This is a genomic window from Candidatus Aquicultor sp., assembly GCA_036504445.1.
Taxonomy (GTDB): Bacteria; Actinomycetota; Aquicultoria; order Aquicultorales; family Aquicultoraceae; genus DASXVE01.
Window position 1 is genome coordinate 19,887 of record DASXVE010000017.1, and the last position, 25,186, is coordinate 45,072.

Annotated in this window: 22 protein-coding genes, 1 pseudogene and 1 CRISPR repeat array; of the genes and pseudogenes, 20 read left to right on the forward strand and 3 right to left on the reverse strand. The window is 50.0% G+C overall.

The genetic code is table 11. The features are described from left to right. Window positions 1-19: 19 nt before the first annotated feature. From argF to argH, 5 genes are all read left to right on the forward strand, one after another. Entirely contained in the window at window positions 20-958 is a 939-nt protein-coding gene (argF, locus tag VGK02_03910) for an ornithine carbamoyltransferase (GenBank protein HEY3374194.1), read from the forward strand. Between the two features lie 3 nt (window positions 959-961). Next, window positions 962-1,432: an arginine repressor gene (gene argR, locus VGK02_03915; GenBank protein ID HEY3374195.1), complete on the forward strand. Its 471-nt coding sequence runs from the start codon at window positions 962-964 to the stop codon at window positions 1,430-1,432. 114 nt (window positions 1,433-1,546) lie between these two features. Next, the gene (locus VGK02_03920; GenBank protein HEY3374196.1) at window positions 1,547-2,317 is read left to right on the forward strand and encodes a hypothetical protein; all 771 of its coding nucleotides are present in this window, start codon (window positions 1,547-1,549) and stop codon (window positions 2,315-2,317) included. A gap of 33 nt (window positions 2,318-2,350) precedes the next feature. Continuing rightward, on the forward strand, window positions 2,351-3,577 hold the full coding sequence (locus tag VGK02_03925; protein HEY3374197.1) for an argininosuccinate synthase: 1,227 nt from the start codon (window positions 2,351-2,353) through the stop codon (window positions 3,575-3,577). A gap of 19 nt (window positions 3,578-3,596) precedes the next feature. Next, window positions 3,597-5,000 carry an argininosuccinate lyase gene (gene argH / locus VGK02_03930; protein HEY3374198.1) on the forward strand — a complete coding sequence of 468 codons (1,404 nt, stop codon included), beginning with the start codon at window positions 3,597-3,599 and terminating at the stop codon, window positions 4,998-5,000. Window positions 5,001-5,102: 102 nt separating this feature from the next. On the opposite strand, the gene VGK02_03935 is transcribed toward argH, so the two are convergent. Beyond that, window positions 5,103-5,765: a YidC/Oxa1 family membrane protein insertase gene (locus VGK02_03935; GenBank protein HEY3374199.1), complete on the reverse strand. Its 663-nt coding sequence runs from the start codon at window positions 5,763-5,765 to the stop codon at window positions 5,103-5,105. Between the two features lie 53 nt (window positions 5,766-5,818). Further along, entirely contained in the window at window positions 5,819-6,070 is a 252-nt protein-coding gene (locus VGK02_03940; protein HEY3374200.1) for a hypothetical protein, read from the reverse strand. Between the two features lie 765 nt (window positions 6,071-6,835). On the opposite strand from VGK02_03940, the gene cas3 reads away from it, so the two are divergent. The 15 genes and pseudogenes from cas3 to corA all read left to right on the forward strand — a co-directional run bounded on the left by cas3 (window position 6,836) and on the right by corA (window position 24,093). Then, the gene (cas3, locus tag VGK02_03945; protein HEY3374201.1) at window positions 6,836-9,160 is read left to right on the forward strand and encodes a CRISPR-associated helicase Cas3'; all 2,325 of its coding nucleotides are present in this window, start codon (window positions 6,836-6,838) and stop codon (window positions 9,158-9,160) included. 16 nt (window positions 9,161-9,176) lie between these two features. Beyond that, window positions 9,177-9,920 (forward strand): type I-C CRISPR-associated protein Cas5c, encoded by a 744-nt coding sequence (cas5c, locus tag VGK02_03950; GenBank protein ID HEY3374202.1) that lies wholly within the window; start codon window positions 9,177-9,179, stop codon window positions 9,918-9,920. After that, complete coding sequence (cas8c, locus tag VGK02_03955) at window positions 9,921-11,717, forward strand: type I-C CRISPR-associated protein Cas8c/Csd1 (GenBank protein HEY3374203.1); 1,797 nt, start codon at window positions 9,921-9,923, stop codon at window positions 11,715-11,717. Continuing rightward, complete coding sequence (gene cas7c / locus VGK02_03960; protein HEY3374204.1) at window positions 11,717-12,727, forward strand: type I-C CRISPR-associated protein Cas7/Csd2; 1,011 nt, start codon at window positions 11,717-11,719, stop codon at window positions 12,725-12,727. The genes cas8c and cas7c overlap by 1 nt, the downstream gene beginning before the upstream one ends. 4 nt (window positions 12,728-12,731) lie before the next feature. Next, on the forward strand, window positions 12,732-13,373 hold the full coding sequence (gene cas4, locus VGK02_03965) for a CRISPR-associated protein Cas4 (protein ID HEY3374205.1): 642 nt from the start codon (window positions 12,732-12,734) through the stop codon (window positions 13,371-13,373). A 66-nt stretch (window positions 13,374-13,439) separates the two neighbouring features. Beyond that, window positions 13,440-14,474: a type I-C CRISPR-associated endonuclease Cas1c gene (gene cas1c / locus VGK02_03970; GenBank protein HEY3374206.1), complete on the forward strand. Its 1,035-nt coding sequence runs from the start codon at window positions 13,440-13,442 to the stop codon at window positions 14,472-14,474. A 7-nt stretch (window positions 14,475-14,481) separates the two neighbouring features. After that, window positions 14,482-14,772, forward strand: coding sequence for a CRISPR-associated endonuclease Cas2 (gene cas2 / locus VGK02_03975; GenBank protein HEY3374207.1), 291 nt, complete (start codon window positions 14,482-14,484; stop codon window positions 14,770-14,772). A 255-nt stretch (window positions 14,773-15,027) separates the two neighbouring features. Beyond that, a CRISPR array of direct repeats spans window positions 15,028-18,319; the repeat unit is 32 nt; unit sequence GTCGCCCCCCATGCGGGGGCGTGGATTGAAAC. Window positions 18,320-18,601: 282 nt separating this feature from the next. Further along, entirely contained in the window at window positions 18,602-19,219 is a 618-nt protein-coding gene (locus VGK02_03980) for an NAD(P)H-dependent oxidoreductase (protein HEY3374208.1), read from the forward strand. 176 nt (window positions 19,220-19,395) lie between these two features. Continuing rightward, window positions 19,396-20,055 (forward strand): HD domain-containing protein, encoded by a 660-nt coding sequence (locus VGK02_03985; GenBank protein HEY3374209.1) that lies wholly within the window; start codon window positions 19,396-19,398, stop codon window positions 20,053-20,055. A 47-nt stretch (window positions 20,056-20,102) separates the two neighbouring features. Then, complete coding sequence (locus VGK02_03990; GenBank protein ID HEY3374210.1) at window positions 20,103-20,375, forward strand: AzlC family ABC transporter permease; 273 nt, start codon at window positions 20,103-20,105, stop codon at window positions 20,373-20,375. 250 nt (window positions 20,376-20,625) lie between these two features. After that, window positions 20,626-20,847, forward strand: coding sequence for a hypothetical protein (locus VGK02_03995; GenBank protein ID HEY3374211.1), 222 nt, complete (start codon window positions 20,626-20,628; stop codon window positions 20,845-20,847). A gap of 197 nt (window positions 20,848-21,044) precedes the next feature. Then, window positions 21,045-21,486: pseudogene (tnpA, locus tag VGK02_04000) on the forward strand (IS200/IS605 family transposase). Window positions 21,487-21,795: 309 nt separating this feature from the next. Then, window positions 21,796-22,515, forward strand: a complete 720-nt coding sequence (locus VGK02_04005; protein HEY3374212.1) for a CPBP family intramembrane glutamic endopeptidase — start codon at window positions 21,796-21,798, stop codon at window positions 22,513-22,515. A 13-nt stretch (window positions 22,516-22,528) separates the two neighbouring features. Continuing rightward, on the forward strand, window positions 22,529-23,014 hold the full coding sequence (locus VGK02_04010) for a hypothetical protein (GenBank protein ID HEY3374213.1): 486 nt from the start codon (window positions 22,529-22,531) through the stop codon (window positions 23,012-23,014). Between the two features lie 11 nt (window positions 23,015-23,025). Then, window positions 23,026-24,093, forward strand: a complete 1,068-nt coding sequence (gene corA, locus VGK02_04015; protein ID HEY3374214.1) for a magnesium/cobalt transporter CorA — start codon at window positions 23,026-23,028, stop codon at window positions 24,091-24,093. Window positions 24,094-24,105: 12 nt separating this feature from the next. Here corA and VGK02_04020 read toward each other — a convergent pair whose 3' ends face one another. Continuing rightward, a complete protein-coding gene (locus VGK02_04020) occupies window positions 24,106-25,011 on the reverse strand; it encodes a cation diffusion facilitator family transporter (GenBank protein HEY3374215.1) in 906 nt (301 codons plus the stop codon). Window positions 25,012-25,186 lie beyond the last annotated feature (175 nt).

A 25,186-nucleotide genomic window follows, 5' to 3' on the forward strand; every position in this document is an offset into this window, starting at 1 on the left:
CGTTTATTAGGAGAGAACAATGACCACGTTGACAGGTAGACATATTCTATCGCTTAAAAAATATAGCCCGGATGAGCTGAATAACCTGCTCGGCACAGCAGTAGATCTCAAGAGTAAAATCAAGAACAATGTACCGCACAAGATGCTCGAAGGCAAAACGGTCGCAATGCTTTTTGATAAGCCGTCGAGCAGAACGCGAATCTCGTTTGAGACGGCGTGCGCTCATACCGGCGCTCACCCGATTTTCTTGCGTCCGGACGAGGTGCAGGTAGGCAAACGTGAGCCGATTCAAGACGTCGGGCGCGTGCTGTCCGGGTATGTCGATGCTATCGTGATCAGGACATTCGAGCACAAGAACGTCGAACAGCTGGCCGAGTTTTCAAGCGTTCCCGTAATCAATGCGCTAACCGACGAGCACCATCCGATGCAGGCGCTGGCCGACTATATGACTGTTTTAGAGGTCAAAGCCAGGCTTAACGATATCAAGCTCGCCTATGTGGGAGATGGCAATAACGTCGCGAACTCGCTGTTGATCGTCGGCGCTAAGCTCGGTGTAAGCATCGCCGTGGCGTCACCGGAAGGATATGAGCCATCCGAAAGAATAATTGCCCGCGCGAAGCTCGATACTCAGCACGGCGGCCAACGTATCACGGTGACCAACGACCCGTATGAAGCCGTAAAAGACGCCGATGTGATCTATACCGATGTATGGGCAAGCATGGGCCAGGAAGAGGAATACATACAGCGTTTGAATATCTTCAAAGATTATCAGGTCAATAGCGCTCTTATGGCAGCGGCGAAGCCCGCAGCGGTCTTTATGCACTGCCTGCCGGCGCATCGCGGCGAAGAAGTAACGGATGAAGTGGTGGAGAGCGCGCAATCGGTAGTATTCCAGCAGGCCGAAAACCGGCTGCATACTGCAAAAGCGGCGCTCGTATCGCTCATCAAGAGAGGTTAGAATATGAGGTCGAAGCAGGATAGATTAAACACTATCAGGCAAATCATAGACACGACGGAAATATCGACGCAAGAAGAGCTGATAGCCGAGTTAGAGAAGCGCGGTTTCGATGTTACGCAAGCGACGGTGTCGCGTGATATCAGCGACCTGGGCCTTCAAAAGGTACGCATAATTCAGGAACCGGGTGATCTGCACAGCGCACGCCAGGTGTATTCACTGCCGGAAATCGAGCGCTTGCGCTCGCTTTTAACGGAGTTTATGAGCATAATAGATCGGGCGAACAATCTCATTGTTATCAAGACAGCGCCCGGTATGGCGCAAGCGATAGCCGCGGCGACAGATGCCGTAGCCTGGCCCGATGTGCTCGGTACCGTAGGCGGGGACGATACCATTTTGATTATTTCGCGCAATTCGGATGTCGCGGCGTATATGGTCAAAAGGCTAACGACACTGAGCAGAGAAAAAGCATTTTAGCGGCAATACGTAGCAATATTCAACGATAAGTAACAGCAATAAATCTACAAACATGTTTGGGTTGAAGTTTTAGTGAAAGTAACACGAACGTATCTATTAATCTCAGCAGCTTTAATGATAGTCTTTATTACATACATCAGCAGCATGGCACAGAAGCCCGTCGAACAAACGGGCTCGACAACCATAGCAACAACAGACATAACTAGGAAGCAACCGGCTACTACAGCAACGCAATCTGAAACACCAACAGCTCATGGAGCGTTGGAAGCATCAGCAACGGCTATTGGAAGTTCGGCTGAGACTCGGGCTCGCAGCAAGCTGGACACGATCAGGCTTGAAGGTCCATTAGAGGAGCTTACGCTCAAGTTGTTAGACTCACGGGCGCTAGGACTCTCTACGTACGTGCCGTCGGATATGGTGGCGGAATCTACCAGTTCGGCCGAGGGTGACAGGCTCTCGATATATGCGAAGTATGCGGGGCAACCCGACAAGAGCAGAGCCATTTTAGTATTTGCACGACCTAAGGGAGTCAAAGCGACGGTTCAAGAGATGGCGACCCAGGGGGTGCAGTTCGCACAAACAGACGGGCTTATCGTCTCGGAGCGATTGGCTACCGATGCAAAGCGTTATACGGTGCCGGGGGCCGATCAGCAGCGGGAATTCGACCTTGATAGAATCAACGGACAGCAGCATATAGTGGGTTCGCTCGAGATATTCAATAACGGAGAGCGAACGTTTGAAATTCGAATACAGTATCCGCTCGAGTATAAGGATGGATTTCCACAGCGGGCACATAAGGTGATTAATAATATTATCTGGTTAGGTCAAAAGGGTAAAAACAGCGTTGCTCCTGAGTTGATTTCGAAAGCGAATGCGGCACGCTAAGTCAGCATAAATAGGATTTAGGAGGAAACTTACGTGGGACAGGTTGGTAGTGTTAGGGAGATTAAAGATAGAGTGGTTCTTGCGTACTCCGGCGGCCTTGATACATCGGTTGCCATCAGATGGCTGCAGGAAAATTACGACCTTGAAGTAGTAGCGGTGGCCGTAGATGTCGGCCAGGGCGGCGACCTTGAAGAGGTCAAAGATAAAGCGCTCAGAGTTGGTGCCGTTCATTCCGAAATGGTAAATGCTCAGAAAGCGTTCGCGGAGAAATTCATTATCCCGGCGTTGAAAGCTAACGCGCTCTATGAGAAAAAGTACCCGCTCGCAACGTCGCTCTCCCGGCCGCTTATCGCCAAAGTGCTCGTCGAGGTAGCGCAAGGTACCGGCGCGGTCTATGTCGCGCACGGTTGCACGGGCAAGGGAAACGATCAGGTTCGCTTCGAAGTTTCCATCCGTGCACTCAATCCTGATCTAAATATCATTGCTCCTGCTCGCGAGTGGGATTTCACCCGCGAATCGGCAATAGAATACGCTCAGCAACACAACATTCCCATCCCGGTTACTAAAAAGAGCCCGTACAGCATCGATGAAAACCTATGGGGAAAATCGATCGAGTGCGGTATTCTTGAAGACCCGTGGATCGAACCTCCTGAAGACGCATTTACGATGACCGTAGACCCGGTGCAAGCGCCGAACAAGCCAACGTACCTCGAAGTAGAGTTTGAGAAGGGCGTTCCGGTAGCCTTGGATGGCGCCGGAATGGATATTATCGAGCTCATCGGGAGGGTAAACCAGATCGCCGGCAGCAACGGGTTCGGTCGTATCGATAAGATTGAAAACCGCCTGGTCGGCATAAAATCTCGCGAGATTTACGAGGCACCGGCCGCGCTCACCCTGATTATGGCGCATAGAGAGCTTGAGGACATGGTGCTCGAACGCGATTTGGCGCATTTCAAGTACACCATAGAAGAAAAATATGCCGAGCTTGTGTACGACGGTCTCTGGTTCGGCCCGCTACGCGAAGCGCTCGACGCGTTTATCAATGAGACACAAAAAGTGGTAAACGGCACGATACGCTTAAAACTGTATAAAGGCTCTTGCCGGGTTGTCGGGCGTAAGTCACCCAATTCGCTTTACGACCGCAAGCTTGCTACCTACGAACAGGGAGACACGTTCTCGCATCAGTCGGCCGCCGGTTTCAATAAGATATTCGGCTTAAGCCTGGAAACATGGGGTCGCAAGTACCGCAAAGAACAATAAGGGGAAACGAGGAAGCTCTATGAAATTGTGGTCCGGGAGGTTTACCAAAAGCACGGACGGTTTTGTTGATGAGTTCAACGCGTCGCTGCCGGTCGATAAGCATCTTTATAAGCATGATATCAGCGGCAGCATCGCGCATGCCAAAATGCTGGCGAAGTGCGGCATCATAAGCGATGCCGAGGCCAGGCAAATCGTTGAGGGTTTGCAAACGGTCCTTAAAGAGATCGAAGATGGTTTATTTACCTTTGATATCGCAGATGAAGATATTCATATGGCGGTTGAGCGCGCGCTTACCGAGAAAATCGGTCCTGTCGGCGGTAAACTGCATACGGCGCGCAGCCGCAACGATCAGGTCGCACTCGATGCCAGGATGTTTACGAAGGACGCGATTGTCAGTGTGGCTCCCGAGATCCTCGCGCTGCAAGAAGAGCTTATTAAAGTAGCCGAGCGCGAGATGGGAACGATACTTCCCGGTTATACGCATCTGCAGCGGGCACAGCCGGTGCTCTTCTCGCACCATATGATGGCGTACTTCTGGATGCTGCGGCGTGATTTTATGCGCCTCAAAGACTGTTTTAAGCGCACCGACGTAATGCCGTTGGGAAGTGCCGCGCTTGCCGGTACGACCTATCCGATCGATATGGGATTTGTCGCTGACGAGCTTGGGTTTAATAAACTCAGCAATAACAGCCTCGATGCGGTATCCGACCGCGATTTTATCATAGAATTTCAAGCGGCGGCATCGATTCTTGCCGCGCATCTGAGCAGGCTCGCCGAAGAGCTTATCATCTGGTCGTCGGCTGAGTTCAGCTTTATCGAGCTTGACGACGCATACACCACCGGCAGCAGCATTATGCCGCAGAAGAAAAACGCCGACGTCGCCGAGCTTATCCGGGGAAAAACCGGGCGCGTCTACGGCAATTTGGTGCAAATCCTAACAACGATGAAGGGTTTGCCGCTGGCTTATAACAAAGACATGCAAGAGGACAAAGAAGGCTTGATCGACACGATCACCACGGTTACGAACTGCCTGATCGGCATGCGAGGAATGATTTCAACGATGAACGTGCATTCAGAGGTCATGCACCAGGCGGCAGAGGGCGGCTTCACCAATGCGACCGAGCTGGCGGATTACCTGGTCGGTAAGGGTATGGCATTTAGAGATGCACATAGGGTCGCCGGCGAGTTTGTAAGAAAAGCGATAGAAGAGGGCTGCTGGCTCGTCGATTTTTCAATCGAAGAGTTCCAGGCCGAAAGCCCGCTTATTGAAGAGGATGTATTCGACGTGCTCAACATCGATAACGCGGTGGCGAGGCGCAACGTCCGCGGCGGCACCGCTCCGAACCGCGTCAAAGAGCAGATCGAGAAAGCACACAAACTACTCGGCAAAGAACAGGATTGGCTGGATAAGAGTAAGGAGTAAGGGGACGTTGCTCTGAATCTTACATATTCTAATAATGCGAGTAAATATGGCTCGTACAAAAAGAATCTTTCTGTAAAATCTAGAGCAACGTCCCCTTTATTATTACGCGATTCCTGCAACCATTTCTTCGGCGGACGGCACTGTAAGATAGCGCTCCTTGATTGCGCGAAGCTTAAACAACTGCAGTTCGGCAATGCCGAAGAGCGCGTTGCATGCCCAATAGACGCTTACGCCAACCGGCGCGCTCCACAAGAACCACAGACCGATACCGATCGGCAGGGCAATCATCAAGAAATTGCGCGTCTGGCTCGGCGTACTATAAAAGCTCAACGCTCCCTGAACCAGGCCTGCCGCAACCGGCAGCACGTGCAAGGTGTCGGCTTTCGTCACGTTGATTACCCATGGAATAATAACGCTGCCGATACCTGTCGTCAGGTGACTCACCGTATAATATATCGAAAAGAACACAGGCAGCTGTACGAGCAGCATCATGATCGAAGACAACGGGTTCACCTTGTACTTGGCCATGATCTTTGTAAGCCCCTCAGTAACGAGCTCCTTCTTACCTTTATACTTCTCATTAAGCATCTTTTGCGCTTCGGCAAAGCTTTGCGTAATGAGCATGCCGCGCCGCTGCTTCACCGAAAGCGGGAAGAGCAGCCCCTTTATAGCTATGGTAAGCAGCGCAATCGCCAAAAACCAGTCGCCGGTAAATCCAATAATCGCGCCTAACGCGCCTGAAAATAGTGAGCTGAATATGCTCATGAAATATCCTCCTCTAGCTTCTTAGAATAATAGAACAAAAATTAGATGTGCTTCTAAGAGAGCGAAAACGGAGGCTCATCATCGCAGGTAGTGCGTTTTACCCGCATCCTGGGGATAAAATAGCGCCGTACCGGTCTACGAATTCGATACGTGTCCGAGAGTTCTGATAATGAATGCTGTGCGAATGACGTGCTCGACTCTAAAATTGACCGATGCGCGAGCAGCTGAGTACCGTAACAAGCGAACGCCAATACCACACCGATATGAAGTGTCAGAACGATAAGCAGGTTTATATCAATATGCACGGGTCCACCTCCTACGTTTTATCATACTAATTATAGACGGTATCGCGCATGTTCACAATTGGCTGCCAGGTGCATACTCCACAACCGTTCACATGGAGTTCGAGTCCTGGTATCCGAGCAAAATCATAAGCAGTTTGAAAATGGCTCGTCAGAGCCATTTTCCTTTCGTTTGGAATGTGAGCCCTCCTATGATTCGAACCTCAACGAATTTCACGATTGCATATTTTTTTGTCGATCAGATATCATTAATCGTTCGCATTGGCAGAGATTGAGGCGGACGTAAGAGCGTTTGAAACAGGGAAAGCTCTCTGCTAAGGTGACAAAAAATGGACTTAGATGATTCCACCTGAATACTTGTATTATAGTACTCTTGCCTGGTCATGGACCATGACTCGGACATAGGCTAGAAAATTGAAAATGGGAATCGATAATAGACAAAACAGCTTCTCACCGCGATCTCGGAGGATTCAAGAAACCATCTGTTAAGTCACGCCTCTCCATCATTTTGCTTGTTCTGCAAACTATTATAGGAAAATATGAGTATTACGCACTCATGGGCTTTGCTTTAGATGCCATATTTGTCATACTAACATATAGAACGCTCATTAAAGTATAATAAAGTAGTTGAGCAATTCTGGCTTAATCTAGCATTAGGTAGTTTTACCAAAGCATATTGATAGCTAAAACCACAAAGCATTTTAACGTGAGGTCAGTGAAGGATAGCAGAGGCATATGATATTACGGTAAAACCAAGAGAGGTTTCTAGTGGCAACCTATTACGCACATAGCGCCAATAATGGGCTGTATAAACATACCATTAAAGATCATCTCCAATCAGTCAGTCGAATCATTGAAGGAACTTCTATTGGACACGAATTTACTTGTGAGGCTCAACTGGCAGGATTATTGCACGATCTTGGTAAGTATGGCGACCTTTTTCAGGCGCGTTTACGAGGCGAGGCTAGTGGGCTGGATCATTGGTCAGTAGGCGCATGGGTGGCATTAACGGCATATCAATCTGTTGCTGCGTCTTTAGCCATTCAAGGCCATCATATCGGCTTGCAACAAGGTAGCCTACCGGCCCTTCGCAACATGAACCCGACGATTTTATCTCGGCAGCATCCGCTGAAATTAAAGCTCAGCGATGTTGATCTCGGTAGACTTAAAACCCGTCTTAATGGAGATGGTATAAACGTCTTAGTGCCAAGCAGCTATGTTATCAATCCTAAAGAGGGTTTTAAGAACCCCATTGCTTCAATGTTGGATGTTAGGATGCTCTTTTCGTGTTTGACAGACGCTGACTTTTTGGACACCGAATCCCATTTTGATGGCAACGAGCAGGGAAAGTGCTATCGAGAGAATGGTCCTGATCTGGATGCGGCAAAAGCGCTAAGTGTGTTGGAGAACTTTATGGATAACAAGGTTCGCAACAACAAAAACAACGCGGATCAGAACGTTCTGGACGCTCGCAATGCCCTATGGGAAATGGTGACAGCGTCAGCAGCCACAAAACCAGGTCTTTTTACTCTTACCGCACCGACCGGTAGCGGCAAGACTCTTGCCATGCTCAAGTTTGCCTTAGAGCATGCGGACCGCAATGGATTGAAACGGGTCGTGCTGGCTGTGCCATATCTATCTATTATTGAACAGACGGCGGCGATTTATCGGGATGTATTCCAAGCGTTTCCTAACAATTTTGTGCTCGAGCATCATAGCCTTGCAGGTTTGGGTAGCGAAGAATCGAAAAACGACGCCGAGACCGCCAATGACCGTGCTCGACGGCTACTATCGGAAAATTGGAATGCTCCGATTATCATTACAACTAATGTGCAGCTGCTGGAGTCGCTATTCTCAAACCGTCCCTCGACTTGCCGCAAGCTGCATAATCTAATTGAATCAGTCATCATGTTCGATGAGGCTCAAACCTTGCCGCAGGCGCTTGCTGTACCGACACTGGGGGCGCTTTCTCATCTTTCACATAGATACCGTTCCTCGGTCGTCTTTGCTACGGCGACACAACCAGCCTTCGACGTATTGGATAACGCGGTAACGAAACTCGTCTCCATAGGCTGGCAACCCATCGAAGCCACACCCAATCATGCGCGGCTCTACGATTCCCTGCGCCGTTATAGCGTACGTTGGCCTAAAGAAGGGGAAACGAAAGGGTGGTCGGCCTTGGCGGATGAGGTTAGCAATGAGGCGCAAGTGCTATGTGTGGTGAATCTCAAAAGCCATGCGGCAGCACTGCTCAAAGAGATCAAGCACTATGATGCAGTTTTTCATCTTTCAACCAACCTCTGTGCTTACCACCGACGTTTTGCTCTAGATGCAGTTCGTGCAAGGTTGACAGAACGTGAACCATGCCGCCTGGTCTCGACCCAATGTGTGGAGGCTGGTGTGGACGTTGATTTCCCTGTAGTTTACCGCGCACTAGCGCCGCTTGACTCTATTGCCCAAGCAGCCGGCCGGTGCAACCGTGAGGGGCAGTTGGTGGACGAAGTTGGAAATCGTAAAATGGGCGAGGTGCGGGTTTTCGAGCCCGATGTTGATGGCAATTTTCGGAAGCGCTATCCAACCTACGCATACTTCCAGGCGGCTGAGGTAACGCGAACTATGCTCATAGCAGTAGGCGAGGCAGGTCTAGACCTAAATGATCCAGCCGTGTTTCGTGATTACTACCATCGGCTCTATGACCTGAGCAAGCCGGAGACGCAAAGCAAAGCACTAACAGATGCTTTTTTGGAGAAGGATTTTGTCCGTGTGGCGCAGGAATATAAGTTGATCGATAAAGCCGCCATTCAAGTACTTGTCCCATATCATCCATATCTTGACGTGTTCGATGAGTTACAGCATGAGCAGGATGAACAAGGAATAAGCGCCAAATGGATACGCCGCGCCCAGGGACTGGCGGTCAGTATTTTTCGCCCCGCATTCGATCACCCTGCATGGGAAGCACTCATCCCGGCAAAATTGCGTTACGGAAAAGGCGTTTCAGACGAATGGTTTATTCTTGAAGATCGTAACGGCCAACTTTACGACGATGTCATGGGGCTGCAGCTGCCACAGTCCCAACAAATTCTAATTGGATAACGAAAGGAGGAACAATATGAGCAGACGGACACACACATTGGAAGTCTGGGGTGATTTTGCGTGTTTCACCCGCCCCGAAATGAAGGTCGAGAGGTTCAGCTATCCCGTTATTACTCCATCAGCGGCACGCGGAATATTTGACGCTATTTATTGGGAGGGGCTACGCGACGGCCAGACTATCCAGCCTTATTTCTATTGGCAGATCGAGCGGATTGAAATACTGGAAATGCCGCGCTATATCGCCCTGCGACGGAATGAAGTCAAAGGTATCGTTCCAGGCAAAGCTATTCTTAATAAGTGGATAAGAGGCACAAAAAAGCCCGAGCCACTATGGGCTGATAGCGATGATGCTACAACTGGTCGAACGCAACGCCAGACTATGGCACTCAAGAACGTTCGCTACCGGCTTACCGCCCGTATAATTCCCAAGCCAAAATTCGGAGGACAGATCATAAAGTTTGATGAGATATTCGAAAGACGGGCAAAACATGGCAAGTGTTTTCAACAGCCCTTCTTTGGATGCAGCGAGTTTCCGGCTTTTTTTGAGTATGTTCAGTCAGTCAATGGGCACAAGCAACCAGTAGCGTTTGATCAACACATTGGCTTGATGCTCTATGATGTTTTCGACCTACGACGGGAAGTCGTTCGGGACGACAGGCCATTTATTTCCCTATTTGACGCTACTGTGGTGAATGGTGTTGTAGAAGTGCCTGCCTTCGAGAGCGAGATGGTGCGTAAGCCGAAAGAGGGAGGTGGATAAATGCTTCAGCATGTTGTTGAGTTTACAAAGAAGAACATACCGCATTTGAAGCCTGGTTTTGGGCCGAAGCGGGTTAGGTGGCGAATTACCATTAACATAAACAGTACTGCAGTCGTTGAACCATATGGTGATGGTGAATATGGAGGCGAGTTGGAGAGGTGTCCCGAATATCCTGCCAATCTTCTTCAAGGCGGGGGGCGCTGTCAATTTTTGGTTGATACTCTTCAGGTAATGCTTCTATTATTGGACAAGAATGATGATCCTGAAAAGTATCAAGAGAAGCACACCTATTTTATTGAATTACTCAAAATGGCCTCGAACAAAATCCCAGAGTTGATCGCAGCGGCAGACTTCTTTGCTGACAGTGAAAAACTTCAACTGTTACGGGAACACCTAAACAAGACAGGGGCCAAACCAACTGATAAAGCATTTTTCATTGTCGGCGGGCTCGATCCGCTCAAGCACAAACCATGTCTTGCATGGTGGACAGACTTTAGAGATTCATTATCTGGTGGCGGTAATACGTCATCACAAATGTTGTGTTTTTTGAGCGGAGATAACGCCGTTCCAGAAACAACACACCCCAAGATTTCTGGTCTCAAGTCGGTTGGTGAAAACGGTCAAGATACCCTTATTGGTTTTGATAAAAAGGCTTTTAGATCATTTGGCCTAGAGCAGTCCACAAATTGTGCCATGTCGGAAAATGCTGTGAACTGCTATTCAAAAGGCCTTAATTTTCTTATTTCCAACCATTCAAAAACGTTGGCTGGAACTAAGATTGTCCATTGGTTCAAAGAGGCTGTTAAGCCTGAATACGATCCTCTTGCTTTCCTTTACGAATCATCGGAACAGACGGAAGCGGTAGCGCAGAGTTCGGCCAGGCAGATTCTTGAGTCGTTGAGGAGCGGCCAGAGGCCTGTTCCTGTCAACAATCACTATTTTGCACTTACAGTTTCAGGTGCTTCCGGCCGTGTCATGGTGCGCGACTGGATGGAGGGAAGCTTTGAGGAACTGGTTACCAATATTGCAGCCTGGTTTGACAACCTTGAGATGACAAACCGCTCCGGAAAGAATACAGCAAAAGACCCAAAACTTGAGCGAGTGATTACCTGTGTGTTGCAACCTCTCAAACAAGGGCAAAAGTATGACGATTGGGTTAAACCAATCGGTCACGCGAGACTCAATCTTCTTCATGCTGCAATCCAGCATCGGGCTATACCCTTTCATGTTATAGCCCGACTTGTAACACAACTCCCATCATTTTTTATGAGTGAAGAACTGAACCGCGCGCTTTTTGGAAAACAAGATGTTTCAGAGAATGCAGGTTGGTATCTTTCGTTACTCTATGCCCGTATGGGCTTAATCAAGGCCTACTTCATCCGCAAAGGAGGAAATAACCACATGAGTGTCTATTTAAACAAAGAACATCCCGAACCGGCGTATCAATGTGGGCGTTTGTTGGCAGTGTTGGCGAGCTTACAATATTCTGCGCTTGGAGATGTCGGAGCAAGTGTAGTGCAGCGTTACTATGTAGCAGCAAGTCAGACCCCAGGACTAACTATCGGGCGGCTCGTCTCCAACTCCAAGAATCACCTAAACAAACTGGACGGTGGTCTTGCGTTCTGGTACGAAGGCCAAATCGCCGAGATTATGAGCTGTATTCAGGACCGCATCCCGGCAACACTTGATCTTGAACGGCAGAGCCTCTTTGCCCTCGGTTATTACCAACAGATCGCAGCTAACCGTGCGGGATCAAAGAATAACATCACTAACGAATCCAAAGAAGGGGGCAACTAATGAGCACCGCAATTCAGAACCGTTATGAGTTTCTTTACCTGTTTGACTGCGAAAGAGGCAACCCCAATGGCGATCCTGACGCCGGCAACAGCCCGCGTATTGATCCAGAGGACATGCACGGCCTCGTTTCCGATGTGGCGCTCAAGCGCCGCGTTCGGAACTATGTTCAAACGAAATTTGAAAATGTAGCACCGAATGCAATCTATATTGGACACTCGACTAACCTCAACAAGCCAATAGCTCTTGCGCATGAAAAAACCAACGGAGCGGTACCAAAAGACGGCAAAACAACAAAAGGTCAGTCATTAAACGCGCGGACATGGATGTGTGAAAATTTTTTCGATATTAGGACATTTGGAGCTGTTCTTAGTACAGGTGCTAATGCAGGGCAAGTCCGTGGTCCAGTGCAATTTGCATTTGCGCGGTCTGCTGACCCTATTTTGACCCTTGACCTTTCCATAACAAGAATGGCAAAAACTCCAACCGAAAGAGACGTCAAGAGTGATGCAAGCTATCAGCAGCATGTGGAGTGGGAGGAAGCAGCTCCAGAAGACTCTCTCCGCACTATGGGGCGCAAGGCGCTTATTCCTTATGGTCTATATGTGGCCAAAGGCTTTGTCAGCGCCAATCTTGCAAAAGGGACTGGTTTTTCCGACGAGGACCTTAAAAACCTCTGGGAAGCGCTATTAAATATGTATGATCACGACCGCTCTGCTAGCAAAGGGATGATGTCATGTCGCGGCCTATACGTATTCAAGCATGTCGGAACGGACAGCGACCCGAGCCAATGTGTCAAGCAGGCGATGCTTGGATGTGCGCCAGCACAAGTAATGCTTGATTCTGGCAACATTATAACAATCAAAAAGAATGAAGATGCAATGCAAGCAGATAAGGTAACAGCGCCACGCAAGTTTTCACACTACGGCGTGACGGTAAACACAGGTAATATACCGACCGGTGTTGAGTTATGGGTGCGCAACGATGCTGGCAATGGATTGAATAAGGTTTAACGGAATGCCTGACTGTAATTCGATTGATGAAGCAGATCGTGAGTTGATCGCTGTTTCTAGTCTAAGCCAATATAGCTACTGTCCTCGGCGGTGCGCTCTTATCTTTACAGAGCAATTGTGGGATGAAAATATATTCACAGCTAGGGGTCAGATAATGCATGAAAAGGTCGATTCGGCTGACCATGAGTCACGAGGAAATGTTCGACTAGAGTATGCAGTTCCTCTACGGTCAATCAAGCTCGGTCTAATTGGAAGGGCAGATGTGATTGAATTCCATAAGACGGAAGATGGGTGGGATGTTTTTCCTGTCGAGCATAAACTAGGCAAGCCTAAACCAGACAGTTCTGATAAAGTGCAGCTTTGCGCCCAGGCCATGTGCCTTGAGGAAATGATGGGTATTTCAATTGAGAGCGGTGCGCTGTTCTATGGACGTACACGTCGCAGGCTTGATGTTGCATTTGATCGAGACTTGAGGGCGGACACTGAGACTACGGCTCGACTTGTGCATGAACTATTAGCATCAGGCTTAACTCCTAAAGCTGAGTATTCGGCAAAGTGTAAGAATTGTTCCATGGTGGAGCTTTGTGTGCCAAAAACCGGCAAGCACGTAGCTAATTACATTGAGGCCATGACGAGGTTAGAATGAAACGCTATCGTCTTTTTCGCGCCAACATGCTCAACACAATTACATTGAGGTCATGACGAGGTTAGAATGAAACAGCATCTAAACACGCTTTTTGTTACAACTCAGGGCGCATATCTTGCAAAAGACGGTGAAACTGTTGCGGTCAGGGTTGAAAAAGAAATAAAACTTCGAGTGCCGATTCATACGATTGGCGGAATTGTCTGTTTTGGCCAAGTTAGCTGTAGCCCTTTTCTAATGGGGTTCTGTGCTGAAAAAGGTGTCTCAATAAGTTTCTTGACCGAAAACGGCAGGTTTCTTGCCAAGATTCAAGGACCGGTATCAGGTAATGTATTGCTTAGACGCGAGCAATATCGACGTGCAGATGATGAAGAGGCTGCTGCATCGATCGCACGAATGATCTTGGTGGCTAAGATTACTAACTGTCGTGCAGTCCTACAAAGACTTCTGCGTGATCACCCTACAAAGGTTGCCGTAAAAGCAGTCGCTCAAGCTTCGAACAAGATGACTACGGCGATTGAAAAGCTGCGAGAATCCGCACACATGCTAGATACACTGCGCGGAATCGAGGGAGAGTCGGCCAGTACATATTTCGGAGTCTTTGATAATTTAATAACAGCACAAAAAAGCGACTTTATGTTCGATAAGCGTAATCGCAGACCGCCGTTGGATAAGGTCAATTGTCTGTTGTCTTTTGTTTACACATTGTTAATGCATGATGTTCGCTCAGCCCTTGAGGTTGTTGGGCTTGACCCGGCGGTTGGATTTTTACACAGAGATCGGCCTGGAAGATACGGTTTAGCGCTTGACCTGATGGAGGAGTTTCGCCCATATTTGGCCGATAGACTTGTCCTTTCGCTAATCAATTTATCACAGGTAAACGCCAAGGGCTTTTCTGCAAAAGAATCGGGTGCAGTTTGGATGGAGGATGAAACTAGAAAAGCCGTTTTAGTTGCTTATCAAGCGAGGAAACAAAAAGAGATTGTACATCCGTTCTTGAAAGAGAAGGTTACAATCGGTTTGTTGCCATGGGTGCAAGCTTTGCTGTTGGCAAGGCATCTAAGGCGCGATATTGATGGCTATCCGCCCTTTATCTGGAGGTAGGAAATAGATGTTTGTTGTAGTGAGTTATGACGTCGCACTTGATGATACTAGTGGGCAGCGGCGCTTGCGGCGTGTATCTAAGGCGTGCAAGGATTACGGGCAGAGGGTACAGTATTCAGTTTTTGAGTGCATAGTGGATCCTGCACAGTGGGCGACATTGAAACACAGATTGATCTCAGAAATTGACCCAAAGAAAGACAGTCTGCGGTTTTATTACTTAGGTTCAAAATGGCATCGTCGTGTTGAGCATGTTGGCGCGAAAAAGACGATAGAACAAGACGGCCCGCTAGTGATCTAGGAGACGGCGAACCGTAAGCACACAACATTTCCCAGGGAGGTTCGCCGGAACCACAAGTCATATTTACAGCACTTATTAGCACACAACTTAGTAGAATAATTGCTATATTTATGTAATGGTAAGCGCATGACCTGTTGCTTTATTAATGTGCAGGAGATGATGTCTATAGATGTGTCTCTCGCAAATTATTGATGTTGACACAGGTGAATATGTGAAAAACAAAGTGACAATAATAAAAACCACAGCATAAATGATGTCGCCCCCCATGCGGGGGCGTGGATTGAAACATTGCTGTGCAGGGCAAAACGATATTACACGGAGAAGTCGCCCCCCATGCGGGGGCGTGGATTGAAACTTCTCATCGACCTCGTAGTGATCGGCATATTGCGTCGCCCCCCATGCGGGGGCGTGGATTGAAACATAACGACGCTGCACCGGGATCAACCGTTCGACGACGTCGCCCCCCATGCGGGGGCGTGGATTGAAACGGACAGAAAGAGCTCAGGAGGCCAATAGTATTCGTCGCCCCCCATGCGGGGGCGTGGATTGAAACGTAGTCACTGCCGCTGCCTGCGGTGTCTCCACCGTCGCCCCCCATGCGGGGGCGTGGATTGAAACATCGAGGGTTGTACCGATATATCTGTTGATGATGTCGCCCCCCATGCGGGGGCGTGGATTGAAACGTATTCGTCGATGTCGTTGGCCTTGAGCTTTTGGAAGTCGCCCCCCATGCGGGGGCGTGGATTGAAACCATGTTAACCGTGGCGTTGACCCATTCGCCCATCGTGTCGCCCCCCATGCGGGGGCGTGGATTGAAACTTGCCTCATACGCCGGTTTGTCGGCTACGCGACTAGTCGCCCCCCATGCGGGGGCGTGGATTGAAACATATAGCCGACGTAATCCGCGTTGGTACCCGGTGGTCGCCCCCCATGCGGGGGCGTGGATTGAAACATTACCTACAACTTCCCGCCGACCACGCCGACCAAGTCGCCCCCCATGCGGGGGCGTGGATTGAAACTTGCCCCAGAAGCAGCCGACGCGCTTGATGCAGTCGTCGCCCCCCATGCGGGGGCGTGGATTGAAACTCGAAATGACAGGCGATCCCAACGATTGGCCAGAGTCGCCCCCCATGCGGGGGCGTGGATTGAAACTCGATGAAATGAGCGATGCGCTGCTTCGCGCGTGGTCGCCCCCCATGCGGGGGCGTGGATTGAAACTTTAATTGTGCTTGTCTGCCCCGCAACCGTGCACAAGTCGCCCCCCATGCGGGGGCGTGGATTGAAACAATGAATCGCTCGTCGGCGAACTTCGCAAAGCTGGGTCGCCCCCCATGCGGGGGCGTGGATTGAAACAGCTTCGAACCGCTCGTTGATTCTGAATGTCTGAAGTCGCCCCCCATGCGGGGGCGTGGATTGAAACAATGTAGGGGGAAGGCCACCGAAGTTTACCGATCGTCGCCCCCCATGCGGGGGCGTGGATTGAAACTCTATTGTGATGTGACGCCTCCGAATACACCAACGTCGCCCCCCATGCGGGGGCGTGGATTGAAACGTTCAAATGGCCTGCGCTCTTCCTGGCGGCGCTTGTCGCCCCCCATGCGGGGGCGTGGATTGAAACACGGTGGCACGGTGCGTGCAGCCATAGGTGAAGCAGTCGCCCCCCATGCGGGGGCGTGGATTGAAACATACTCGTCCTCATCGTTTTCTTTGAGCTTCTGCAGTCGCCCCCCATGCGGGGGCGTGGATTGAAACATGCAATCGCACAGCCTTACGTACTCCCAGACAGGTCGCCCCCCATGCGGGGGCGTGGATTGAAACCTCATCGGCGGATCGGGCTCAGGTAAGAGCTACGAGTCGCCCCCCATGCGGGGGCGTGGATTGAAACTCTTCAGCCATGACAGCACTGATACCGGGTTAAAGTCGCCCCCCATGCGGGGGCGTGGATTGAAACATAGGGTCGGGCAACACGGTGTCGCCTCGTGCCGGGTCGCCCCCCATGCGGGGGCGTGGATTGAAACATGGATTGCAAAAAAAAGGGTCTGCTGAGAGGATTGTCGCCCCCCATGCGGGGGCGTGGATTGAAACTCTACTAGCGGTAGTATGCCTAATTTAGGCCTCGTCGCCCCCCATGCGGGGGCGTGGATTGAAACTTAACTATCGCCCCAACCAATCGCACGAAGTAAGTCGCCCCCCATGCGGGGGCGTGGATTGAAACCTCGGTAAATGCTTGTACCCTGATCGCCGGAATGGTCGCCCCCCATGCGGGGGCGTGGATTGAAACGTGCAGTCTATGATATTGCCATCAAGCACTACCCGGTCGCCCCCCATGCGGGGGCGTGGATTGAAACCTCATCAGCCGTGCTCTTGGGCGCTCCGTTGAGGTCGCCCCCCATGCGGGGGCGTGGATTGAAACACGTAAGTAACCATATGCCGGTATGTCGAAGGGGTCGCCCCCCATGCGGGGGCGTGGATTGAAACTTAAAGAACACCTATAACGACAAGAAGATCGCCGGTCGCCCCCCATGCGGGGGCGTGGATTGAAACATGATCACAATTAAGCATTAAACACGCTACAGCGAGTCGCCCCCCATGCGGGGGCGTGGATTGAAACGTTGCGATTACCCCGGACCATGCGCCGGTTGCCAGGTCGCCCCCCATGCGGGGGCGTGGATTGAAACTTACAAAAACGAGCATCGCTATACGGAGGCCCGAGAGTCGCCCCCCATGCGGGGGCGTGGATTGAAACATACGAGCTACCACAGTGGGGCCGCCCCTATGTAGTCGCCCCCCATGCGGGGGCGTGGATTGAAACAAGACCTACGACGAGCTGCGCGGGCGCATGATAGAGTCGCCCCCCATGCGGGGGCGTGGATTGAAACGTCATTTCTTGCAGCGTATCGAGGTCACGCACACGCGTCGCCCCCCATGCGGGGGCGTGGATTGAAACTTCGCACTGTACTCGGTAAAATCGCGGGCTTGAAGTCGCCCCCCATGCGGGGGCGTGGATTGAAACATATGGAGTACAACGAGTTTACGAGGCGAATGAGGTCGCCCCCCATGCGGGGGCGTGGATTGAAACTTTTTGGCGAGGTCGAGGGCGCCGCCTCTGCCGCGTCGCCCCCCATGCGGGGGCGTGGATTGAAACACATTTCACCCCGACAAGCTTGAGGCACCGCTTTGGTCGCCCCCCATGCGGGGGCGTGGATTGAAACTCACCGCCGAGGGTAAACGCGCCCTTGATGAGCGTCGCCCCCCATGCGGGGGCGTGGATTGAAACAATATCATCGGTGGAGGTGCATTTGATGAAGACCCGTCGCCCCCCATGCGGGGGCGTGGATTGAAACGAGTTGTATCCGTCGTAGCGATTGTGCCGGTATCCGGTCGCCCCCCATGCGGGGGCGTGGATTGAAACTTTGGATAGCGATAAATGCCCAGATACCTGCGTTGGTCGCCCCCCATGCGGGGGCGTGGATTGAAACAAAGACACCAGAACAACAATTGCACGAAAAGGTACGGTCGCCCCCCATGCGGGGGCGTGGATTGAAGCATGAGCGCACACCAAATGACCGCAAATCTTGAATATTGCCCTCTATACAGCAGGTGCCAGGTGAGATGTTAACTTATACAAGTCACACATCTGCTCGTGTTGCCGTATAAGAACTCGTTAGGTTATTTTTGCAATAGAGATATTCGTTATGAGGTTCGAGGATTGTCCATTTGCCCCGCCTTAGATTGCCGGACAATCTCGTTGCTAGTAGTGTCCAGGTGTAAGATTTTTGATGCTGCGGAAGATACTTAGCAGAAAATGTATGTGAGAAGGAGGTGCATTATGAAGCTTTCAGTAATTCTCGGGCATCCGAGTACGAAAAGTCTTAATCGCGCTATCGCTGATACCGTCGTTCAGACGTTAACAGAGAACGGACATGACGCGCGGTTTCACGACCTATACCAAGAGAATTTCGACCCGGCCCTTTCATTAACGGAGGTTTCGCCGAATTCCGAGCTTGATCCCATGCTGCAGCAACATTGCGACGAGCTCGGCAGTGCGGAGGGGCTCGTAATTATTCATCCTGTCTGGTGGGGCCAACCGCCGGCAATCCTTAAAGGTTGGATTGATCGTGTATTCAGGGTTGGCATTGCATACAGATTTGATGAGGGGCCGGCCGGGGTAGGCATGCCGGTAGGTCTATTAAAAACCCAGAGCGCGCTTTTGATAAATACATCAAATACACCGCCCGACCTAGAAGAACAAATATACGGAAATTCGCTGGCTGAATTATGGCATAGAAATGTCCTCGGCTTCTGTGGTATAAAAAACTTCTACCGTCGTCTCTATAGCCCGGTGTTGATCAGTACGCCTGAGCAGCGTGAGAATTGGTTAAACGACGCACAGCAAACTGTAGACCAGCTTTATCCCAAAATGAGAACGATGCGGGCGACGGCGTAAAAAAATAAAGGGATGGTATCGGAAAATGTTACAAAACTCCGGTAGCATCCCTTGTAGTTTTGCGTGACAACTGGCACAATCAATTATTAAAGGCAGGAATAGCTTCGCCCTAGAGTATCATCTGCCAAGCAAGCAATATTCCCTGATTATCATGAGTTTAGCGTTAAGGGGGCCCGATGAGAAGCAGAGCAAATGTCGTAGATAAACCTGAAGCACGTAACATGAACGCTCGGGAAGGTGGGCCTACATGGAAAGAATCATTGCTTGGTTTTGCAAAACAGTTTAACCACCCAAGCAGGGGCTTTGAGCACTACAGACGAGTATACGAAATGTCGAAGACTCTCATAGAGGCTCAGCCCATTCAGATCGATGAAGACGCGCTGTTTGCGTCGGCCTTTATTCACGATGCAGGTGCGTTTGAGCCGTACAAACTTGAGCGTGTCGAACACTCGGATCGCTCGGCCCAGCTTGCAGACCAGATACTCACCCCTATGGGGTTCCCGCTGGAGAAACTACCGCTTGTCCGCGATATAGTGCGCGGGCATATGTTTTACGCTAAACCGGCAATGCCCGTTGAAGCGGTCATTTTTCATGACGCCGATGTGCTTGATTACATGGGCGCGATTGGAATCATGCGCCTGCTCTCAACCGTAGGCCGTGATGAGTGGACGCCCAATACAAAGAAGACCATTGCACTTATCAGGCGCTTTAGTCAGGAACTCCCCGGAAGGTTGCACACGCTGAAAGGTCAACAAATAGGGCACCAGCGCCAGATGGAAATGGATGCGTATATCAATGCGCTGGCGGATGAGACAAAGAACTTCGCCGTTTTATAGTGATTTCAAAAGAGATAATTCTAGGGACAAAAAGGACCGCACCCCTCATGCTGGGTGTAATACCGTTCGGGCTTGCTTACGGCGTAATGTCGTCGCAGGCAAAGCTCGCAGTCGCCGAAACCTCGTTCATGTCGCTCATTGTATTTGCGGGAGCCGCGCAATTCATGGCCGCCGGGATGCTGCAGGGTGGCGTATCCTCGGCGATCATCGTGCTCTCGACACTTCTTATAAACCTGAGGACTTGCTTATGGGTTTATCGCTTTCGCAGTATCTCGAGAAGGAAAAACCGCTCTGGCGGTATTTGCTCGCATTCGGGATGACCGATGAGTCATACGTAACCACCGTAAGCCACTTTCAACATAAGCCGGGGAACGCTCCTTAGCTACGTTATTGGTACGCGTGCAGTAATATAACATAGAATAAAGCCTCTATCCTTTAAGAACTTACCAGCACTTATAATGAAAAAGCGCTTGTAGCGTAAAAAAAAAAGTGTAAAGTTCAGAGTTCTAGCGCCGATATTATGTCTATCAACGTATTATTTTACGAATTGCAACAAGGGAGGTGCTAGAATTGGCAGATTGTGAATGTATTGCAGGGTGTCCTTTCTTCCATGACAGAATGTCAGGCATGCCATCTATGGCAGATATGTATAAGAAGAAATACTGCCAAGGTGACAACACCAATTGCGCACGGTATATGGTCTTTAAGACTTTAGGTAAAGGAACCGTGCCGGGAGATCTTTTCCCGAATATGGCAGCAAAGGCACAAGAGATTATCAAAAAGGCTTCATAGCCTTAACACCCTTTCAGGGGCTTCAAAGCAAGGGCTTCGCGGTAACGCGGAGCCCTTTTTTGCGCAAGCGAAAACCCCCCGTTATACGGGGGAGTTCAAATAAGGCGGAGCCGTTGTAGTAGAGATAAAAAAGCTCTCCTTTGCACTAGGATTGAAGTGATACTGTCTTCAAACCAAGCAAAGGAGAGCAAACAGGTATGGATGCGAGTCAAGAGCATACACGATGGAACTGCCGGTACCACATCGTATGGGCGCCAAAATTTAGAAGAAAGATCATCTACGGCAAGTACAAGAAAGAAATCGGCGCAATACTTAGAAAACTGTGCCACTACAGGGGAATTGAAATAGTTGAGGCAAACGCCTGTATCGACCACATACACATGTGTCTAAGGATTCCGCCGAAATATAGCGTAGCACAGATAATGGGCTATCCTTTTAGGCAAGAGTTCGCTCATGATATTTGAGCAATTCGGTAATTTGAAATACAAGTATGGCTCTCGGCACTTCTGGTGTAAGGGATACTACGTATCAACGGTTGGCATTAACGAAGAGACAATTAAGAAATACATACGCGAGCAACAGCACCACGATCAGGTAATGGACAACCTCAAGGAAGAGGATAATCCCTTTAAGGGATAGCCAGGTAAACAATGCAGAAGACAGTATCATGCACTTTAAGATGCGGCAGGTATCATGCCCTTATAGGGCTAGTGCAAACCGCACCTTGAAGGTGCGGTTATGATTTATACGCGGCAGGCTTTCGCGACACATGGTTTCTATGAGAAACTTGAGGAAAGCATAATGCTAATCAAAAACTCGTAGCACGCACGTGTTAAAGAAGGTTCACAGAGGCATCGAACAGAATCTAAATGTAATAAAAGGGATTGGTGTAGATAAGTGGGCTGAGCGTAGAGGCCCTTACTACCGGTAGTCGAAAGGAATTGCTGAGTGCGATTAACAGGATACATGCCCGTAATCTCACATCTGCTGTTTTTTTATCTCGTTGTTGTTGAGCCGGTAACAGGGATTCTGCAGTATCGCAAGCTTGTCGAGCGACTCAAGGTGGACCCGGGGTTCAAAATACCTTTTTATCTGCGGACTATAATACTCGAGTGGGTGCTCGTAGTGGTGACGATCGCCGCTCTTGCGCCGTTGATACTAAATTTGCCGGGCTTAATCGGGTTGCAGCTACCGAAAGCGGGTTCGACCCTGCTTCTCTTAGGTTTATTAACCGTCGCTATCATCGGCATTATTGCTATGGTTATATTGGCCCGGTCGGCAAAAGGGCAGGAAGCGTTGGCGAGCTCCGAAGAGTCTGCGCTGGCGTTGTTGCCGAACACCCGGCGTGAGCGCCGTATCTGGGTAGCGCTCTCTATTACAGCGGGCGTTTGTGAAGAGCTATTATACAGGGGTTTCGTGATCCTGTACCTTTCGTTCATGATTCCGAGTGCCGGTGTAGCTCTACCGTTGCTAGTGTCATCGATTATCTTCGGTGTAGCCCATGCATATCAGGGCTGTCGTGGCATTATAGCTACCGGGCTTCTTGGCGCGGGCTTAGGCGGGCTTTATGTGTTTTCTGGTAGCCTTATACCGTCGATGTTGATACATGCGCTTGTCGATTTGCGGGTTCTCTGGGTGCGGCGCCCTAAAGTGCTGCAAGAGACCTGATTCAGGGGAAGTTATGTCTTCAGAAGAAACTAAAAACGATAATCCCGGCAGGGGGTTTGATGACCTAGAGCGATCGCTCATCGTAATGACGTTTGCCTCAATATTTCTCGTTGGCGCGTATGCGGTCTCACGAGTTAACATCGTTCTTGCCGGGCTTAGTTTGGCCGTCATTATATTCTTGTGGTACGGCGTTCACCGGGTGCGCTTATGCAACTTCTGCGATATAAGCTGCCCGTACCGGCCTCAACGTAAAAGCATGCGCTTTACCAGGATGGGTTTTTCAACATCCGAGGCATGGCTGTTCTACCCGCTTGCCCTTATCATTATCGGCGCTTATATAATTGCTACGTTTATGCTGAATATCGCGATTGGCATACTGGCATCGGCGCTCGGCCTTTACGCGCTGGTTTTGTATCGCGTTAAGATTTGCCCGAATTGCAGGATTCCCTGTCCGTTTAATCCCAGAAAAAACGAGCTCGCCAAAGTGCGCTCAGATTAGCAGGTGATAATATGGCAAAACACGTAAAAAGACGGTCGCAAAAGGCGGGTCTTCCACCTGGCACATTGGTGCATATTGGCCGGGAGCGAACGCAGGGTGTCAAGATAACCGCTATTGAATACTCACCGGAAACATACCAGGAACTCGTTCTTGGTATTGAAGAGGCGTGCGCGCTTAAAAAAGAGAAGGGCGTAGTCACGTGGATTGATGTAGAAGGGATTAACCAGGTTGACGTGCTCTCGCGGTTGGGCGAGTGCTTCAACATTCACTCACTGGTGCTTGAAGACATCCTTAATACAAATCAGCGCCCGAAAGTCGAGGATTACGGCGATTACCTCTATATCGTTCTCAAGATGCTCTATGCTAAGAGTGACGGAATCGACATCACAACAGAGCAGGTGAGCATTATTCTGGGCGAGACCTACGTAATCTCGTTTCAGGAAGGCATCGAAGGCGATACCTTCAATGGTATTCGCGAGCATCTTAAGGTGGCAACGGGACGTTTGCGGAGCATGGGCGCCGATTACCTCGCTTACACACTGATAGACTCGGTAGTCGATAACTATTTTGCAATAATGGAGATGCTGGGTGAAGAGGTTGACGACCTGGAAGACGAGCTCGTAGCCTCGCCCGAACGGCAAACGCTCGAGTCTATACATAATCTTAAAAGCACAATGATATTCTTGCGCCGCTCGGTATGGCCGCTTCGAGAGGTGATCGGAACGTTGGAGCGGGGTGAATCGCGCCTCATCCAACCGTCGTCGAGAATCTACTTGCGCGATGTATACGATCACACAATCCAGGTTATCGACACCATCGAGACGTACCGCGACATGCTTTCGGGGATGGTCGACATTTATCTCTCGAGCGTCAGCAACAGGCTCAACGAAGTCATGAAAGTGTTAACGATTGTATCGACGATATTCATCCCGCTTACGTTTATCGTTGGTTTATATGGAATGAACTTTAGATATATGCCCGAGCTCAGCTCACGATGGGGTTATCCGGTTGTTTTACTGATAATGCTGCTCGTAGCGCTAAGTATGGTTATGTACTTCAGGCGCAAGAAGTGGATTTAAACAGCGATAGGTTTACGACTTTACGCCTTCCGGATCGACATGGACCGTGCAAAACGCATTTTCAATCGTCGTGATGATTTGCGCTTCGACCTCGTGGGCAATCTTATCCGCACGCTCAATCGGGGTACCCCACGGCACTTCGACGTGAAGGTCTAACCTGACACCATTGCCTATGTATTCGGCCTGCATATCATGCACATCCTTGACACCCTCGACCGCTGTTACGATTCGCTGCACGTCTTGGTAGAAATTGCTGTCGGGCGATCGCCCCATGAGTGTACGAGCGTTCTCCCACCAGAGAATGCCGGCGTTAACCGCGATTACGACGGCGACGACGATGGAAGCAATCCCGTCGGCTATCAACACGCCTTCCTTGATGAAGAAGATGCCGATCAGCGCTGCAAGGAGCGCAATCTCATCGTTTATCGACTCGATAAACTGTGCTTTCGAAGCCGCGCCTTTCGCTTTACTAAACCAGATTTTAAAGAGCGGCAAAGCGCTGATCACTATAGCCACGCCGGTAACAATAAGGCCGAGCGTTAAATTGGAGTACTCTGGCTCGACGCTCCCGGTTAGTTTAGGAATAGCGCTGCGAAACGACTCGAGGCTGGTAAACGAGATAAAAACGGTAGCTGCAACAAGTGCCGCCACGTTTTCTGCACGGCCGTATCCAAAACGGTATTCGCGGTCGGCAGGTTTACGGGCCCAGATTAAAGCAATCAGTAAAAACCCCGAAATCAGCATGTCTGCAAGGCTATGCAGTGCTTCGGCGTACATTACGCCGATGCCTGTCATGAAATATGTAACAAGTTTACCGACAAACAAGACGGTGTATCCTGCGAGCGCGAGCTTCAAACCGCTGGAGTTTGTCTCTTGAGTTCTAGGCTTAGCCTTCGTTGCTGCCTTCTCCTGTTCCATAGAAAATGTATGCTCCTTATTGAATCTAAGTATTTCAGACGTATGTGAACGCAAGTATTCCTAGACGATTATAGTACAGCAAACCGGATTGTAGGGCTAGCATATATCTTCGCTACAGGTAATTTGCCGTTTACACGCTATATGTGACGTTTGCCTAGCGTACAAGCTGGTTACA